We start from the raw sequence: 14045 nt of genomic DNA, 5'->3' as shown, positions 1-14045 counted from the left end.
TCTCCGCCGTAGCCGATGAAGGAGGAAACGTCATGGCCTTCCTGAGCCTCCTCTCCGCGGTGTTCGTGATCACCTTCGAGCAGCTCGTCCAGTGGCACTACGGGCCGGCCGGCATCGCCGGTCTGCTCCTGCTGGCCGTCGGCGCCAAGTCGAGGAACGCCACGTGCAGTTCTGTCGGCGGCGTCCTGCTCGCGATCATGGTGGCCGGACCCGCCCTCACCTGAGGAACCGGGCAGGACCGCACCCCGCTCAGCCCGGTGCGCTGAGCGTCAGGTCCCCGCTGATCGTGTTCCACAGGCTGTTGAACCAGAGCTGGGACTGTTCCACGAACGTCGTGTCCCGCAGCCCCGCCCCCTGCTCGAACCCGAACAGCTTCTGGGACACGCCCTGGGCGTCGTAGACGTCCACCCGCTCGTGGTCGATCTGTGTGCCGCGCCGCGACAGCGTGTAGTACGCGAACAGCGCCTCGACGTCGTTGAGCAGGTACAACTTGACCGGTGGCGTGAACGGCAGCGCGCGGAACGCCACCTCGACGTCGATGCCGTGCGTGGTCCGCAACCCGAGCAGGTTGTGGCGCAGGACCTGTCCCTGCGCGTTGCGCTGCTCCAGCCACCAGCGCTGCAGCCGGTCGCCGGTCACGCCGTCCGCCTCCACCTCGGCGTCGGCCGGGGCGGGGAAGGCGAGGTCGATGTCCCGGCTCGGCAGCAGCACCCGCACCCGCACCTTGGCCGGTTTTATGCGGCCCGCGTGGATCTCGCGCAGCGGCTCGCCCATCGCGAGGGTCAGCGAGACCGAGGTCAGGCACAGGGCGTCGATCTCCACATCGGAATGGCGGAAGGCCGCGGACACCCGCTGTGCCAGCGCGACCATCGTCGGCTGCGGCAGCGCGCCCGGGCCGCTCGGCGCGGCCCTGCTGGTGTCCGCGACGGTGGCCGGACTGCCCTTGGAGACGTTGGCCAGCAGATGCTCGGACTGCAGAATGCGCAGCGCCTGGCGCACGGCGGAGCGGTCCACGCCGAAGTCCTCCGCCAACTGCGCCTGTGTCGGCATGCGTTGACCGGCGCTGAGGGCCCCGGAACGGATCCGGGCGCGCAGCTCGTCGGCCACCTCGCGGTACGTCCACTGCGTCCGCCGCGGCTCCGGCCGTCCATTGACGGCGGCATGTTCCGCATTCACAGCCCAAGGCTACAACTTCCCGCCATCTTGGGGGAGTTGCGGGAAAGGTGGTTATGAGTCGCGCCTCAGCGGAGATAAGTATCAGTGAGTTGGTGACCAACTTGAGCGACATGGTCGGACAACCTCGGGGGTTGGCGTCGGTCACACAGGTTGGTCTACGTCACCGACATGGCGTCGGAGTTGGTCACCACTCGGACTCAAAGGGGGTAAGTCCAATGCCGGTCTTCGCCATCCTCATCGCCGCGCTCGCCATCGGATTCGAGCAGCTCATCCAGTGGAAGTACGGCCCGATGGGCATCATCGCCTTCGTCGTGCTCACCATCGGGCTCAAGGCCAGGAACACCACGATCAGCGGCATCGGGGCGGCCATCCTCGTCCTGCTGCTCGCCCAGAGCGGCTGACCGGGCTCCCTTCCGGAGGGGAGCCGGGAGCCCGGTCGGTCTTCCGACCACGTACACCACCGCACCACAGGGTCAGAACATGTCGAGGCACCACGGTCGCCTCGGGGTACGGAACAGGGCGTCGGCCAGTGCGGCGGCGCCCTCCGTCTCCTCCTCGACCCGGCCCAGGGCGGCCAGCCGCGTCGCGGGGACGTCGCCCAGCCACAGCGCGCCGAGCTCACCGATGTCGAGGGTGAGCTGCGGCGCCGCGGTGCTCGGGGCGCAGGACGCTCCCCCGGGCCCCGCCGCCAGCCGGAACCGGCCCTCGGCGAGGCCCGCCCCGTCCCGCACCTGGAGGACCAGCTCACCGCTCGCCGCGTACGACCGTGCCTCCAGCGCCCGTACGACGTCCAGGATCCGCACCCACAGATAGTCGGCCTGCGTCACGATGCGGGCGGCGCGCGGGTCCGGGAGCAGGTGGGGCAGCAGGTCATCGGGGGCGCGGCCGTCCGTCCGCACCGTCGTGACCCAGTCGATCGAGCACAGGTGGTGCCACAGGGCGCGTTCGGCGGCCGGGGTGGTGCCGATCAGGTACAGCACGGTCGCCGTGTTGCCCGGTACCTTGGCATCGCCCCAGTGGCCGTCGGCCCGGTACGCGACCAGGCCCTCCACCTCGCCGTCCGCGTTCCGGTACACCGCGTGGAGCGGCTCGTTCCACGGGTCCTCGGGGGTCGGCCAGAGGCCGGTCGCGTGCTGCCACCAGAAGTCGTCCCGGGACGGGACACCGGCCACGCGGGCGCGCAGGCGCGCGTGCAGCTCCGGGCCGATCCCGCGCACCTCGTCCGGGTCCGCCGGGTCGATCCGGGCGCCGTCCTCCGGGCCCGACCAGCGCGGGTCCAGGCCGGTGCGCGCCACGTCGATCTCCCACCGGGTGGTGGTGGCCGCGGGGCCGAAGCCGTACCGGCCGTAGATCCGGTACTCGGCGGCGATCAGCGTCGCCGCGACGTCGCCCCGGGCCTTCGCCTCCGCGAGGTCGTCGGCCATCATGCGGCTGAGCAGGCCGCGGCGGCGGTGCGTGGGGCTGACGGTGACGTTCGTGACGGCGTCCGTCGGGACGATGGCTCCGCCCGGGACGCTCAGGGTCTGGGCGAACGAGCGGAAGGTGGCTACCTGGGTCTGGTCCCTGCCTTCTCGCTGGTCGGGGGGCGGGGCGAAGGCTGCGCGGGTGCGGCGCAGGTCGAAGTGGGCTCGGCGTTTGGCCAGTGTGGCCGGGGATGTGGTGGGGGGTCGTAGGAAGCCGGCGTTCAGGGCGCGGGACCAGGTGGGGAGTTCGTCGTCGGTGATGGGGCGGATGATCATTTGGCCACGTTAGGGCGGGGCGGGGTTTTGTGTCGCGGGCATTCCGGTGGGCCCGGGCTGTCGGGGCGGAGCGCCGCGGGCGCCGGTCGTCGGTGTCGGGTGCGCGTGCGTCGTGGCTGGGCGCGCAGTTCCCCGCGCCCCTCAGCGCCGCGAGCGCTCGTCAGCGTCGTTCAGTGCGCGTGCGTCGTGGTTGCTCGCGCAGTTCCTCGCGCCCCTGGCGGGGCTGGTCTGCGGCCTCGCCAGGTAGCGGAGGCACAGGCTTGCCTCGCCTACGTCTTCGAGTGCGCGTGCGTCGTGACTGGGCGCGCAGTTCCCCCCGCCCCTGGCGGGGCTGTTTGCGAAGCTGCCGCGGACTAGTTGCCGTTGACCAGCAAGTCGTCCACCTGGGCCTCGCCGTCCCTGTAGCGGCGGGCGATCTCTGTTGTGCAGTTGTCCGCTGTGTGCTGGAGGAGTTGGCGGCGGCGGGAGACCTGTTGTTCGTAGCCGACCAGGCGGCCCATCGCCGCCCGGAGTTCGTCGTCCGTGCGGGCCGCCAGGTCGGAGAGTTCGACCTCGGAGAGCATCTCGGCCGCGAGGCGGCGGAACTCCTCGCTGTGCGGGGTGCCCAGGGTGACGTGGCGGGCGGAGGAGCGGTGGCGGGTCGGCTGGTCGCGGAGGATCTCCGAGAGCCGGTCCACGACGGGCGTCTCGGGGTCGCGGCGCCGCCCCAGTTCGGCACGCAGGATGTCGATACGGCCCTGCAGCAGGCGGCGTACGTAGCTCAGGTCCGCCTCGTCCTGCTGCGACTCGCGGCGCACCCGGCGCAGTTCGGGCAGGTCGAGCCGGGCCAGATCGTGTTCGGGGGCGGCCGGCAGTGCGGGGCTGTCGACGCGCTGCACGGGCGGCCGGGCCGGCGCCGCACCCGGGTCCCCGGACCGACGCGTGCTCGGTGTGTGGCTCATGGCTTGGGCATCCATGGTGTGTGCTTACCGTCCCCTCGACCGGACCGCCGCCGCGCGCCACCGGCGCACCGCGTGTGAGCATGGTGCCACTCCCGGTGCCCGCTCTGTGCGCGAGTACCCCATATCCGCCCCGGATGGGGGGTTCTGGACCGCGGCGCGGAGCGGCCCCCGGGTCACGGCATGATGGGGGCATGCGAGCAGTCGTACAGAGAGTCGACGGCGCCAGCGTCGTCGTGGAGGGCGAGACCGTCGGGGAGATCAAGGGCGAGGGGCTCTGCGTCCTCGTCGGGGTCACCCATGAGGACACCGAGGAGAAGGCGGCTCAGCTCGCCCGGAAACTGTGGTCCGTGCGGATGCTCTCCGACGAGAAGTCGTGCAGTGACATCGACGCGCCCCTGCTGGTCATCAGCCAGTTCACGCTCTACGGCGACGCCCGCAAGGGGCGCCGCCCCACGTGGAACGCGGCGGCGCCCGGCCCTGTCGCCGAGCCGCTGGTCGACGAGGTCGTGGCTCAGCTGCGGGCGCTCGGCGCCACCGTGGCGACGGGCCGGTTCGGGGCACAGATGCGGGTGTCGCTGACGAACGACGGCCCGTTCACCGTGCTCCTGGAGATGTAGCGCGGCCGAGCCGTTACGGCTCGACCACGACCTCCTGCGCCGCCGCCGTCGTCTCCGCCATCAGCTCCGCGTCCACCGGCACGTTCCGCTTCACCAGGGCGAGGGCGATCGGGCCCAGCTCGTGATGGCGTACGGACGTCGTCACGAAGCCGATCTTGCGGCCCTCGGGGCCGTCGGCGGCGAGCCGGACGTCGGCGCCGTGCGGTGGCAGGTGGACCTCGCTGCCGTCGAGGTGGAGGAAGACGAGGCGGCGCGGCGGCTTGCCGAGGTTCTGCACGCGGGCGACGGTCTCCTGCCCGCGGTAGCAGCCCTTCTGCAGGTGGACGGCGCTCTCCAGCCAGCCCAGCTCGTGCGGGATCGTGCGGTGGTCGGTCTCGAGGCCGAGGCGCGGGCGGTGCTGCTCGACGCGCAGGGCCTCGTAGGCGAGGAGCCCGACCGCGGGGCCGTTCTCCTTCGCGTAGGACTCCAGGTCACCGCGCGGCAGGAAGAGGTCACGCCCGTACGGGGTCTCGCGCACGGTCACCCCGTCCGGCACCGGGGCGATGGAGCCGGCGGGCAGGTGCACGACGGCGATGTCGGCGGTGCGGTCCGCGACGTCGACGCGGTAGAAGAACTTCATCGACTCCAGGTACGTCACGAGGGCGTCCTGGGTGCCGGGCTCCACGTGCGCCCACGTCGTCGTACCGTCGTCGACGAGGTACAGGGCGTGCTCGATGTGGCCGTTGGCGGAGAGGATCAGCGCCTCGGTCGCCTGCCCCGGGGGCAGCTCGCTGACGTGCTGGGTCAGCAGCAGGTGCAGCCAGCTCAGCCGGTCGTCGCCGGTGACCGTGATGACGCCGCGGTGCGAGAGGTCGACGACGCCGGACCCGTCGGCGAGGGAGCGCTGCTCGCGGAACAGGTCGCCGTAGTGCGCGGCGACGCCTTCGTCCACGCCCTCGCCGGGGACCGCGCCGGGCAGGGTCAGCAGGGGGCTGCTCGTTGAGTGTCGCTGCATGTTCACCCACATTACGACGAGGAGCCGGGGCCGCTTATTCCTGCGCCCGGTCCGCTTCCCGGCTGTCTTCCCTGGCGGCCGTGCACTTGGCGCACCGGCCGAAGATCGCGAAGTGCTTCAGGTCGGTGTCGAAGCCGAACTCGCGGCGCAGCTTGGCGGTGAACTCGGCGGCCACGTCGACGTCGGCCTCGATCACGTCCGTGCAGTCCCTGCACACCATGTGGATGTGGTGGTGGCGGTCGGCGAGGTGGTAGGTGGGCGCGCCGTGCCCGAGGTGGGCGTGGCTGACCAGGCCCAGCTCCTCCAGGAGCTCAAGGGTCCGGTACACCGTGGAGATGTTGACGCCCGACGCCGTCCTGCGCACTTCGGCCAGGATGGCGTCGGGGGTCGCATGCTCCAGGGTGTCCACGGCCTCGAGAACAAGCTGGCGCTGCGGCGTCAGCCGGTAGCCGCGCTGCCGCAGGTCGCTCTTCCAGTCGATTCCGTCGGTGCTCACCACACCGCCGAGTGTATGACTACTCGCGGACGGCTACTTGAAGAAGGCAATGCCGTCGTCGGGCATGTCCGGGAGGTTGCGCGCCATCTCGGCGACCTCCTCCGGGGAGACGACCTTCTTGAGCTGGGCCGACATGTAGGGGCGCAGCGGGACCTCGGGGGTCTGCTTCTCGCCGACCCACATGAGGTCGCTCTTCACGTAGCCGTAGAGGCGCTTGCCGCCGCTGTACGGGCCGGAGGCGGCCGTACGGGCGACCGCGTCGGTGGCCAGGTCGATCTGCGGCTTCTTGTCGGCCAGCTCGCCGTACCAGACCTCGACGACGCCGTCGTCGCGGACCATGACGACCTCGACCTTGCGGTCCTTGTCGACGCGCCAGAAGCCGGACTCCGACTCCAGCGGCTTCACCTTGTTGCCGTCGCTGTCGAGGATCCAGCTGTGCGAGTGGTACTCCAGGAAGTCCCGCCCGTCGTGGGTGAAGGAGACCTCCTGACCGAAGTTGGCCTTCTCGGCGCCCGGGAAGTCGGTGACGCCTGCGCCTGCCCAGTTCCCCAGGAGGAACGCGAGCGGGACGAGGTCGGGGTGCAGGTCGGACGGGATCTGGATCATGGAGTTACTCAATCGGTGCGATAGGTCAGCGCTGGCCCTGGTACAGCTTCTTCACGGTCAGACCGGCGAAGGCGAGGACGCCGACGCAGACCAGGACAAGGAGAGCGGAGAAGAAGGCCTCAAGCACGGGTGCTCCTCGGTGAGCGGATTACATCTCGGGTGACATACAGAGCCGGGCCCCACTGTAGTCGGGCGGGGCCCGGGGCTCTCGGTGAGGTCCGCCGCACGCGGCGTCCGGGCTCAGCCGAGGAGCTGGTTCTGCAGGGCGACCGTCTGCCGGAAGGGGACCTTGGGCGTACTGCCCTTGCCGGACTGCACGACGAGGGCGACCAGGTCACCCGACTGGATGTAGGCCTGCCGGACCTGCTCGGCGTCGTAGGGCGGCATCTCCTCGTAGACGTGCAGCGTCGTGTACTGCACGGGGGTGCCCACGTCCCCCGTCCAGGAGAAGTCCTCCTCGACGGTGAAGGCGTCGATCAGCGGGGCGGAGTTCCCGGCCACGTGCGCGGCGTACTGGCGCGCGAAGGCTCCCGTCTGGAAACGCAGCAGGTAGATACGGGCGTGTGTGCCGTCCGGCATGGTCCAGCCGCGGGCGGCCACGTGCCGCAGACCGCCGTCCTTCAGGAACTGGGCGAGACCCCCGCGCGCCCCCTTCTCGTACGCCTTCAGGTAGTCCGCGGTGGGCAGCCAGCCGTCCTTGCCCGCGAGCTCTTTGTCCAAGGTCGCGCCCTTCGGCGCGGGCAGGACCAGCTCGCGCAGGTCCGCGAAGTGCTCCTCGCGGGCGTTCGTCTCGGCGAACGCGGCCGGGGCGCCCGAGGGCAGCGGCGGCTTCTCGATCGCCGGGTACTCCCAGCGGCCGTCGCTCTCGGTGGCGAGACCCGGCAGGTCGCCGCGGTCCTGCTGCGTGACGGCGTACGCGGCCCCGGCGCCGACCGCGGCGAACACGGTGACGGCCGCGGTCCAGCGCAGCACGGCGCGCAGCACGCGGCGGTCCTTGCGCACGCGAGCGGGCTCGGGCGCGGGTTCGGTCGTGGGTTCGGTCGTGGGTTCGGTCGTGGGTTCGGTCGTGGGTTCGGTCGTGGGTTCGGTCGTGGGTTCGGTCGTGGGTTCGGTCGTGGGTTCGGTCGTGGGTTCGGTCGTGAGCGGTGGCTCAGGCACGGGGCCGGGCTGCTCGGTCGGCTGGGTCATACGAGTTCTCCCCGCGACGAGATGTGGTCGAGCTGCCGGCCGAGCAGCGCGGCGACGGCCTTGCCGTCGATCGCCTTGGTGCCGTACGCGGTCACGGTGACCAGGACGTCGTCCTCGTACGCGTTGCACATCAGCAGGTCGAGCTTGGTGTCCTTGGCACGGGGCGCGAGGAAACAGTCCGCGTTCTTGTGGCCCTTGATCTTCGGCCCCTTGGTGAAGCCGGCGAACGCGTGCAGGAACGCCGACCTGAACTCCTGGAGCTGGCGGCCCATCTGCCGGTTCTGCAGCTCGGCGAGCTGGATCTCGACGACGGCGTAGTCGGCGTCGTCGTCGGCCCAGGAGTGGGCGAACTCGCCCGAGGCGTAGCTGCGCATCGCCAGCCCCTTGAGCTTCAGCTTGTCGATGGCCTTCTGCTGGGCCTCGCGCTGGCGGGCGGGCATGTCGTCGGCGCCCTTCTTGAGGCGGGCCACGGCCTCCGGGCCGGTGATCGCCTTGTCGTTGCCGAACTCGTCGATGTCGGGCCCGGGAATGTACCCCTCGGGCATCGGCAGCAGGCGCTCGATCAGGTCGCCCTTCGCGCCGGTCTCACCGCCGGCCCGCTGCTTCTGCTGTTCCGGCTTGCCCCACACCGTGGTGGGCACGGTGCGGTCGGCCTCGTCGACCTTCGTCACGGTGTAGCCGGTGGCGCCCGCGACGGCGAGCACGACGGCGCAGGCGGCCGCGACGGCGGGCCAGCGCCTGCGCTTCCGCGCGGCGGGTGTCTCCGGGGCGGGGCCGGGCGCCGGGAACTGGTCGCTCACAGACGCTCCAACTGCTGCTTGGCGAGGTCCATCGCGGACTTCTTCGGAATGGGATCGGGGCCGTAGAGCCAGATGTCCATGACGATGTCGCCGCGCGCGGCGAGCGCCCTCACCTGGTACAGCGGCAAGTACCCGGCCACGGTGCGCGGGTGGTCGAAGACATAGACGCGGCCTCCGTGGCTGCCGGGGATCGGCTCGCCGGCGTTGCCCGCCCACGCGTTCTCGAACATGTACTCCTGCTGGCCGAGGACGAAGTCACGGGAGCCGAGCCGCTCGGCGTCGCGGAATTGGATGAGGTGGACCTCGGCCGAGGTCCGGCCCTTCTTCCAGGCGGTCACCGCGGCCCGGCGGAAGGAGTTGTTGGACAGCTCGCGGAACATGTGGTCCGGCGACTCGTAGTCGTTCGCGTAGCCGTACAGGTTCCGCCAGCCCTGCGTGGTGTCCGCCTCCTGCGCGCCCGCGGGGCGCCGGACGAGCAGTTTGCGCAGGTCACCGTCGGTGCGGACCCGACGGTCGCCGGTGGCGGCGTACGCCTGCGGCGCCGCGCCCGGGGCCTGCGCCACGGTCTGCGCGGCGAGCGGCGGCAGCGGGTCGGGATCCCGGTCGGCCTGCACGAGGTAGCCGGTGCAGACCCCGGCGACGACGCCGAGGACGGCGGCGCAGGCGATCAGCAGGGTGGTGCGGCCACGGCGGCGACGGCGAAGGGGCGCCGGCTCCGGTGCCGCCTCCTCAGGTGTCGACTCCGGCGGCGCAGGCGGCGCCGTCTGCGCGGTTTGTACGTCTTCCAACAGGTCCCCCCACGGAACTCGACGCGCGGATTCCGTATCCGCGCGCACAGGAGACCCACAGAGACCCGTGCGAGTTGCACGCGTCCGCATAACGAAAGCGCTTCAACCGCGTGCCCGGCGCGGCACGCCCGCCTCTCAGGGACGGGGCCGCTTCTTCCCGTCCAGCTCGTCCCACCACTCGTCGGACTGGGCGTCCCCGGACGGATCGTCCCACCAGCGGTCCTCGGGCCCGCGCCGGTTCGCGACGATGGCGGCGACCGGCGGGATGACCATGGCGACGACGCACATCCCGACGGCGGCGGGCACGGACCAGAGCCGCACGAGCCCCCACGCCAGGACGAAGAGGCCGATGCACAGCCCCATCATGGCGAAGTACACACGCTTCCGCCGCGCAGACATACCCCCAGCGTAGGCCCGCTCCGAGGACCCCGCGCAAGCCGAAGGACCGCACCCCGTACCAGTGGCGTCCAACCCCCGGGGATGCGGCCCTTCGAGCCTGTGGTGTGCGCGTCGCGGCGCCGCCGTCACACGGCGATCGCGACCTCCGCGAGTCCGCCGGTCTGCGCGACGACCGTACGGTCCGCCGTGCCGCCCGGGACCAGCGCGCGCAGGGTCCACGTGCCCTCGGCCGCGTAGAAGCGGAACTGGCCCGTGGCCGAGGTCGGGACCTCGGCGGTGAACTCGCCGGTCGAGTCCAGGAGACGGACGTAGCCCGTCACCGGCTCGCCGTCGCGGGTCACCTGGCCCTGGATCGTGGTCTCACCGGGCTTGATCGTCGAGGCGTCGGGACCGCCGGCCTTCGCTCCACACATACGTAACTCCTAGGCAGGAAAGGTCAGTTGGACGTGGTTCGGGTTGCTCGGGGCTTACTTCGCGGCGCCCAGCTCGATCGGCACGCCGACGAGGGAGCCGTACTCGGTCCACGAGCCGTCGTAGTTCTTGACGTTCTCGACGCCGAGCAGCTCGTGCAGCACGAACCAGGTCAGCGCGGAACGCTCACCGATACGGCAGTACGCGACGGTGTCCTTGGCGAGGTCGACCTGCTCGTCCTCGTAGAGGGCCTTGAGCTCGTCGTCCGACTTGAACGTGCCGTCGTCGTTGGCGTTCTTCGACCACGGGATGTTGCGCGCGGTGGGGACGTGGCCCGGCCGCTGCGACTGCTCCTGCGGCAGGTGGGCCGGGGCGAGCAACTTGCCGGAGAACTCGTCGGGCGAGCGCACGTCGACGAGGTTCTGGGTGCCGATCGCGTTCACGACGTCGTCGCGGAAGGCGCGGATCGAGGCGTCCTGCGGCTTGGCCTTGTACTGCGTGGCCGGGCGGTTCGGCACCTGCGCGCCGTCGACCAGGTCGCGGGAGTCCAGCTCCCACTTCTTGCGGCCGCCGTCGAGGAGCTTGACGTCCTGGTGGCCGTAGAGCTTGAAGTACCAGTACGCGTAGGAGGCGAACCAGTTGTTGTTGCCGCCGTAGAGGACGACGGTCGTGTCGTTGCCGATGCCCTTCTCCGACAGGAGCTTCTCGAAGCCCTCCTGGTCGATGAAGTCACGGCGGACCGGGTCCTGGAGGTCCTTGGTCCAGTCGATCCGGATCGCGTTCTTGATGTGGTTCTTGTCGTACGCCGACGTGTCCTCGTCGACCTCGACGATCGCCACGTTCTCGTTGTCGAGGTTGGCCTCGACCCAGTCGGCGTCGACCAGGACGTCGCTGCGGCTCATGCTGTCTTCCTCCGGGGCAGTTGCGGCGGGGCATGCGGGATTTCGGTGCGCGGGATGGGCGCGGGGCGGCCCCGAGTCCCGAGTCCGGACTCGAGGGGCCTGGGAGAAGGCGGGTGCCGACGCTGTGCGGCCGGGTGTCCCGCTCAGACAGTGCGACAGAGCATGGCGGCGACGCGGCACAGGTCTACTGCCCGCCGCTTCGTGAGGTCCGCCTGTCGCTTCATGCGTCCGATCGTAAGGACGCATCGGGCGCCGTGTCACCGCCATGTCGCATACTGAGACGTAATCGTCCGAATGGCGGGAAGAGAGGGCCGCCGAGGTTGCCGTGGGGCGGCCGTGCGCGCGCTTCTGCGGCTCGGCCTTCTGCGGTACGGACGGCTTCGTCTCGCAGTGCGGACGGCTGCGGTCTCGTCGTCCCGTGCGCCTTCTCGTCCGGCGTCCCGTCCGGCGCCCTCGCTCGTCCCTACCCGACGAGCTTCAGGTCCGAACCCTTCACCGTGATCTCCACGCCGTCCTTCACCGCCTGGACGTTGTCCAGCTCGATGCCCGCGGGCAGGTTGTCGATCGCCTGCTGGAAGTCGGTGACGGCCCGGACCCGGCCCTCCGCCAGGTCGAACGCGCCGATCTTCGGCAGGCTGTCGGCCCGCGCCGAGACCTTGCCGTCGGTCACCTCGACGGCGCTCAGCACGGTCGGGTGCAACGTGCCCACCGGCGTCTTCACCGTCACCGCGACCTTGATCTTGTCGCCGCCGCCGTACGAGAGCCCGTCGATCTGGGCGGTGATGCCGGGGGCCACCTGGGCGACATCCTGCTTCTTCACGGCCTTCAGGAGCTCGGCGTAGGAGATCCGGGCGGTACCGGTGGCCGAGTCGGCGGTCGCGGAGCTGTAGCTGCTGTCGAACTCGACGCCGTGCATCTCGGCGTCCAGGTCCGCGATGCGGATGCTGTCGCCGCCGCTCTTCGCGTCGTAGTCCTTGATGCCGATCTCGACGTCGTCCAGGGTGCCGCCCACGACCTGGGTCAGGAAGGGGAAGCCCTTGATGTTCACGTCCGGGGTGTCGGCCAGGGCCTCGCTCGTGCGGATCTTGTCGGCGGCCTTGTCCTCCGCGAAGTTGACTGCGACGCGGTCGGCTATGACGAAGAGGCCGCCCACGATGACGACGAAGATCAGCAGTATTCGCAGTGCGCGCATCGGGGTCCCCCCAGTTGCCGTGTGTACGTACCCGGCGCCTCTTGTCCCCCGGCCGGGGTGGATCTCGGGGCCGAGGGTACGTCCCCTCGAACGCGTCCGGCGGGGCCGGGCCCGGTTGTAGCGGAGTTGTCGATCAGCGGAATGGGTTGGGGGCGGCCGGTGTGGAGCGGCGGGCGCGGCTCACGTCGTGGCTGGTCGCGCAGTTCCCCGCGCCCCTGGAATGCGCACTGCGTGCGACATCCCCCTTGTCCGTTGCCGGGCGCGTCTCTCGTCGTGGTTGCTCGCGCAGTTCCCCGCGCCCCTGAGATGCGCACTGCGTGCACCATCTCAGGGACCCCCATGGAGCTGCGGCGGAGCCGCATGCTCCAGGGGCGCGGGGAACTGCGCGACCAGCCACGACGGCGGGTGCGCCGAACGCCTGCCCCATGGGGCTGCGGCGGAGCCGCAAGCTCCAGGGGCGCGGGGAACTGCGCGACCAGCCACGACGGCGGGTGCGCCGAACGCCTGCCCCATGGGGCTGCGGCGGAGCCGCAAGCTCCAGGGGCGCGCGGAACTGCGCGACCAGCCACGACGGCGGGTACGTCGAACGCGTGGCCCATGGTGAGCAGCGGTTGCCGGGCCGCAGGTGGGGTCAGATGAGGGCGCGGCCCAGCACGTAGATGGCCGGGGACGCCGCGGCCAGCGGAAGCGCTACCCCGGCCGTCATGTGGACGAACCGCGACGGGTAGTCGTACGAGGCGACCCGGTGGCCGATCAGGGCACAGACACCCGCGCCGAGCCCGAGCAGCGCCCCACCCGCACCCAGATCCGTGACACCCCCGGCCGCGATACCCGCCCCGGCCGCCGCGAGCAGCGCGACCACCACGGACGCGGGCGTCGGCAACGGCAAGGCCCGGGCCACCACAGCGACGGCCACGGCGACCGCCCCGACGGTCACCGCGTCCGGCTCCGCCGCGAGCCACCCCGTGGCGATGATGGCCAGCGCCGCCGAGGTGACCGTCGCCGTCAGCCCGTACATCCGCTCGTCCGGCGAGGCGTGCGAGCGGAGCTGGAGGACGAGGGTGAGCAGCACCCAGACCCCGAGGGTGCCGAGGATCGCGGCGGGCCCGTGCTCCCGTCCGGCCGCGAGCAGCGCGACATCGGCGACGACCCCGCCGAGGAAGGCGAGGGCGATGCCCTGGCGGGCGGGCCACATCCCGTTGAGCCGGAACCAGCCCGCGGCCGTGACCGCCTGGAGCAGCAGCAGCGGCACGAGCAGCCCGTACGAGCCGACGAGGGCGCCGCCCGCGATCAGGACGCCGAGCGCGGCCGTCAGCGCGGCCGGCTGGATCCCGGGCTCGATGATCGGCGACCGGCCCTCGGCGCGGGCGCGCTGCGCGTCGGTGACACGGGTGTTGCCGGTGACGGTCGCCGGCCCGTACTCGGGCCCGGGCCCGGGCTCGGCCGAGGGAGCGGTCTCGGGCGCCGGGGCAGGCGCGGGCGCCGCGTCGTGCCCCGCCCAGCCCGGCTGCTGAGCCCCGTAGGACTGCTGCGCCCCGTACGACTGCTGCGGCTGCTGCGGCGGCAGATACGGCTGCGACTGCTGCGGCTGCGACTGCTGCGGCCGGACAGGGGGCTGCACCTGCGTGTCCCAGGTCTGCCCCTGCCACTGCTGCGTCTCAGGAGCGTCGTCGTACGTCTGCGCCTGCTGCGCGTACGGCCGCCCGTACTGGTCGTACTGCTCGTACTGAGGCTGCTGTGGATACTGCTGCGCATAGTGCTGCTGCTGCGGATACTGCTGGTCGTTGCTCATCGGG

18 protein-coding genes are annotated in these 14045 nt (G+C 71.2%); 3 read left to right on the top strand and 15 right to left on the bottom strand.

Annotation, left to right across the window (positions count from 1 at the left end; all coding sequences use genetic code 11):
* Nucleotides 1-32: 32 nt before the first annotated feature.
* Nucleotides 33-224 carry a hypothetical protein gene (locus tag N5I75_RS18315; protein WP_476678830.1) on the top strand — a complete coding sequence of 64 codons (192 nt, stop codon included), beginning with the start codon at nt 33-35 and terminating at the stop codon, nt 222-224.
* A 25-nt stretch (nt 225-249) separates the two neighbouring features.
* On the opposite strand, the gene N5I75_RS18310 is transcribed toward N5I75_RS18315, so the two are convergent.
* Nucleotides 250-1176 carry a winged helix-turn-helix domain-containing protein gene (locus N5I75_RS18310; RefSeq protein ID WP_476678828.1) on the bottom strand — a complete coding sequence of 309 codons (927 nt, stop codon included), beginning with the start codon at nt 1174-1176 and terminating at the stop codon, nt 250-252.
* A 215-nt stretch (nt 1177-1391) separates the two neighbouring features.
* On the opposite strand from N5I75_RS18310, the gene N5I75_RS18305 reads away from it, so the two are divergent.
* Complete coding sequence (locus N5I75_RS18305; protein ID WP_476678826.1) at nt 1392-1577, top strand: hypothetical protein; 186 nt, start codon at nt 1392-1394, stop codon at nt 1575-1577.
* Nucleotides 1578-1649: 72 nt separating this feature from the next.
* On the opposite strand, the gene N5I75_RS18300 is transcribed toward N5I75_RS18305, so the two are convergent.
* Both N5I75_RS18300 and N5I75_RS18295 read right to left on the bottom strand, forming a co-directional pair.
* Nucleotides 1650-2915 (bottom strand): GNAT family N-acetyltransferase, encoded by a 1266-nt coding sequence (locus N5I75_RS18300; RefSeq protein WP_476678824.1) that lies wholly within the window; start codon nt 2913-2915, stop codon nt 1650-1652.
* 353 nt (nt 2916-3268) lie between these two features.
* A complete protein-coding gene (locus tag N5I75_RS18295) occupies nt 3269-3856 on the bottom strand; it encodes an RsiG family protein (RefSeq protein ID WP_476678822.1) in 588 nt (195 codons plus the stop codon).
* Between the two features lie 191 nt (nt 3857-4047).
* On the opposite strand from N5I75_RS18295, the gene dtd reads away from it, so the two are divergent.
* Entirely contained in the window at nt 4048-4473 is a 426-nt protein-coding gene (gene dtd, locus N5I75_RS18290; protein WP_476678820.1) for a D-aminoacyl-tRNA deacylase, read from the top strand.
* A gap of 13 nt (nt 4474-4486) precedes the next feature.
* Here dtd and ygfZ read toward each other — a convergent pair whose 3' ends face one another.
* The 12 genes from ygfZ to N5I75_RS18230 all read right to left on the bottom strand — a co-directional run bounded on the left by ygfZ (nt 4487) and on the right by N5I75_RS18230 (nt 14041).
* Nucleotides 4487-5467 carry a CAF17-like 4Fe-4S cluster assembly/insertion protein YgfZ gene (gene ygfZ, locus N5I75_RS18285; RefSeq protein WP_476678819.1) on the bottom strand — a complete coding sequence of 327 codons (981 nt, stop codon included), beginning with the start codon at nt 5465-5467 and terminating at the stop codon, nt 4487-4489.
* A gap of 34 nt (nt 5468-5501) precedes the next feature.
* Nucleotides 5502-5966: a Fur family transcriptional regulator gene (locus N5I75_RS18280; RefSeq protein WP_476678817.1), complete on the bottom strand. Its 465-nt coding sequence runs from the start codon at nt 5964-5966 to the stop codon at nt 5502-5504.
* Between the two features lie 30 nt (nt 5967-5996).
* Entirely contained in the window at nt 5997-6569 is a 573-nt protein-coding gene (locus tag N5I75_RS18275; protein ID WP_476678815.1) for a heme-binding beta-barrel domain-containing protein, read from the bottom strand.
* Between the two features lie 240 nt (nt 6570-6809).
* Nucleotides 6810-7757 carry a hypothetical protein gene (locus N5I75_RS18270; RefSeq protein WP_476678813.1) on the bottom strand — a complete coding sequence of 316 codons (948 nt, stop codon included), beginning with the start codon at nt 7755-7757 and terminating at the stop codon, nt 6810-6812.
* Nucleotides 7754-8557, bottom strand: a complete 804-nt coding sequence (locus tag N5I75_RS18265) for a hypothetical protein (protein ID WP_476678812.1) — start codon at nt 8555-8557, stop codon at nt 7754-7756. The genes N5I75_RS18270 and N5I75_RS18265 overlap by 4 nt, the downstream gene beginning before the upstream one ends.
* Complete coding sequence (locus tag N5I75_RS18260) at nt 8554-9345, bottom strand: hypothetical protein (RefSeq protein WP_476678810.1); 792 nt, start codon at nt 9343-9345, stop codon at nt 8554-8556. The genes N5I75_RS18265 and N5I75_RS18260 overlap by 4 nt, the downstream gene beginning before the upstream one ends.
* A gap of 135 nt (nt 9346-9480) precedes the next feature.
* A complete protein-coding gene (locus tag N5I75_RS18255; protein ID WP_476678808.1) occupies nt 9481-9744 on the bottom strand; it encodes a DUF3099 domain-containing protein in 264 nt (87 codons plus the stop codon).
* Nucleotides 9745-9869: 125 nt separating this feature from the next.
* Nucleotides 9870-10157: a DUF1416 domain-containing protein gene (locus N5I75_RS18250; protein ID WP_127832476.1), complete on the bottom strand. Its 288-nt coding sequence runs from the start codon at nt 10155-10157 to the stop codon at nt 9870-9872.
* Between the two features lie 54 nt (nt 10158-10211).
* Nucleotides 10212-11057, bottom strand: a complete 846-nt coding sequence (locus tag N5I75_RS18245) for a sulfurtransferase (protein WP_476678806.1) — start codon at nt 11055-11057, stop codon at nt 10212-10214.
* 143 nt (nt 11058-11200) lie between these two features.
* On the bottom strand, nt 11201-11281 hold the full coding sequence (locus N5I75_RS18240; protein ID WP_350203226.1) for a putative leader peptide: 81 nt from the start codon (nt 11279-11281) through the stop codon (nt 11201-11203).
* A gap of 239 nt (nt 11282-11520) precedes the next feature.
* Complete coding sequence (locus tag N5I75_RS18235; RefSeq protein WP_476678804.1) at nt 11521-12249, bottom strand: LmeA family phospholipid-binding protein; 729 nt, start codon at nt 12247-12249, stop codon at nt 11521-11523.
* A 631-nt stretch (nt 12250-12880) separates the two neighbouring features.
* Complete coding sequence (locus tag N5I75_RS18230) at nt 12881-14041, bottom strand: hypothetical protein (protein WP_476678802.1); 1161 nt, start codon at nt 14039-14041, stop codon at nt 12881-12883.
* Nucleotides 14042-14045: the final 4 nt, after the last annotated feature.

It is taken from the genome of Streptomyces sp. R818 (assembly GCF_056172735.1).
Note: the sequence above shows the minus strand (reverse complement) of the source record. Positions and strands in the feature narration are given on the sequence as shown.

Bases quoted from the DNA above. Each gene is read 5' to 3' on its own strand.
- N5I75_RS18315 (WP_476678830.1), top strand. From the start codon at position 33: ATGGCCTTCCTGAGCCTCCTCTCCGCGGTGTTCGTGATCACCTTCGAG.
- N5I75_RS18305 (WP_476678826.1), top strand. From the start codon at position 1,392: ATGCCGGTCTTCGCCATCCTCATCGCCGCGCTCGCCATCGGATTCGAG.
- N5I75_RS18300 (WP_476678824.1), bottom strand. From the start codon at position 2,915: ATGATCATCCGCCCCATCACCGACGACGAACTCCCCACCTGGTCCCGC.
- N5I75_RS18295 (WP_476678822.1), bottom strand. From the start codon at position 3,856: ATGAGCCACACACCGAGCACGCGTCGGTCCGGGGACCCGGGTGCGGCG.
- dtd (WP_476678820.1), top strand. From the start codon at position 4,048: ATGCGAGCAGTCGTACAGAGAGTCGACGGCGCCAGCGTCGTCGTGGAG.
- ygfZ (WP_476678819.1), bottom strand. From the start codon at position 5,467: ATGCAGCGACACTCAACGAGCAGCCCCCTGCTGACCCTGCCCGGCGCG.
- N5I75_RS18275 (WP_476678815.1), bottom strand. From the start codon at position 6,569: ATGATCCAGATCCCGTCCGACCTGCACCCCGACCTCGTCCCGCTCGCG.
- N5I75_RS18270 (WP_476678813.1), bottom strand. From the start codon at position 7,757: ATGACCCAGCCGACCGAGCAGCCCGGCCCCGTGCCTGAGCCACCGCTC.
- N5I75_RS18255 (WP_476678808.1), bottom strand. From the start codon at position 9,744: ATGTCTGCGCGGCGGAAGCGTGTGTACTTCGCCATGATGGGGCTGTGC.
- N5I75_RS18250 (WP_127832476.1), bottom strand. From the start codon at position 10,157: ATGTGTGGAGCGAAGGCCGGCGGTCCCGACGCCTCGACGATCAAGCCC.
- N5I75_RS18245 (WP_476678806.1), bottom strand. From the start codon at position 11,057: ATGAGCCGCAGCGACGTCCTGGTCGACGCCGACTGGGTCGAGGCCAAC.
- N5I75_RS18240 (WP_350203226.1), bottom strand. From the start codon at position 11,281: ATGAAGCGACAGGCGGACCTCACGAAGCGGCGGGCAGTAGACCTGTGC.
- N5I75_RS18235 (WP_476678804.1), bottom strand. From the start codon at position 12,249: ATGCGCGCACTGCGAATACTGCTGATCTTCGTCGTCATCGTGGGCGGC.
- N5I75_RS18230 (WP_476678802.1), bottom strand. From the start codon at position 14,041: ATGAGCAACGACCAGCAGTATCCGCAGCAGCAGCACTATGCGCAGCAG.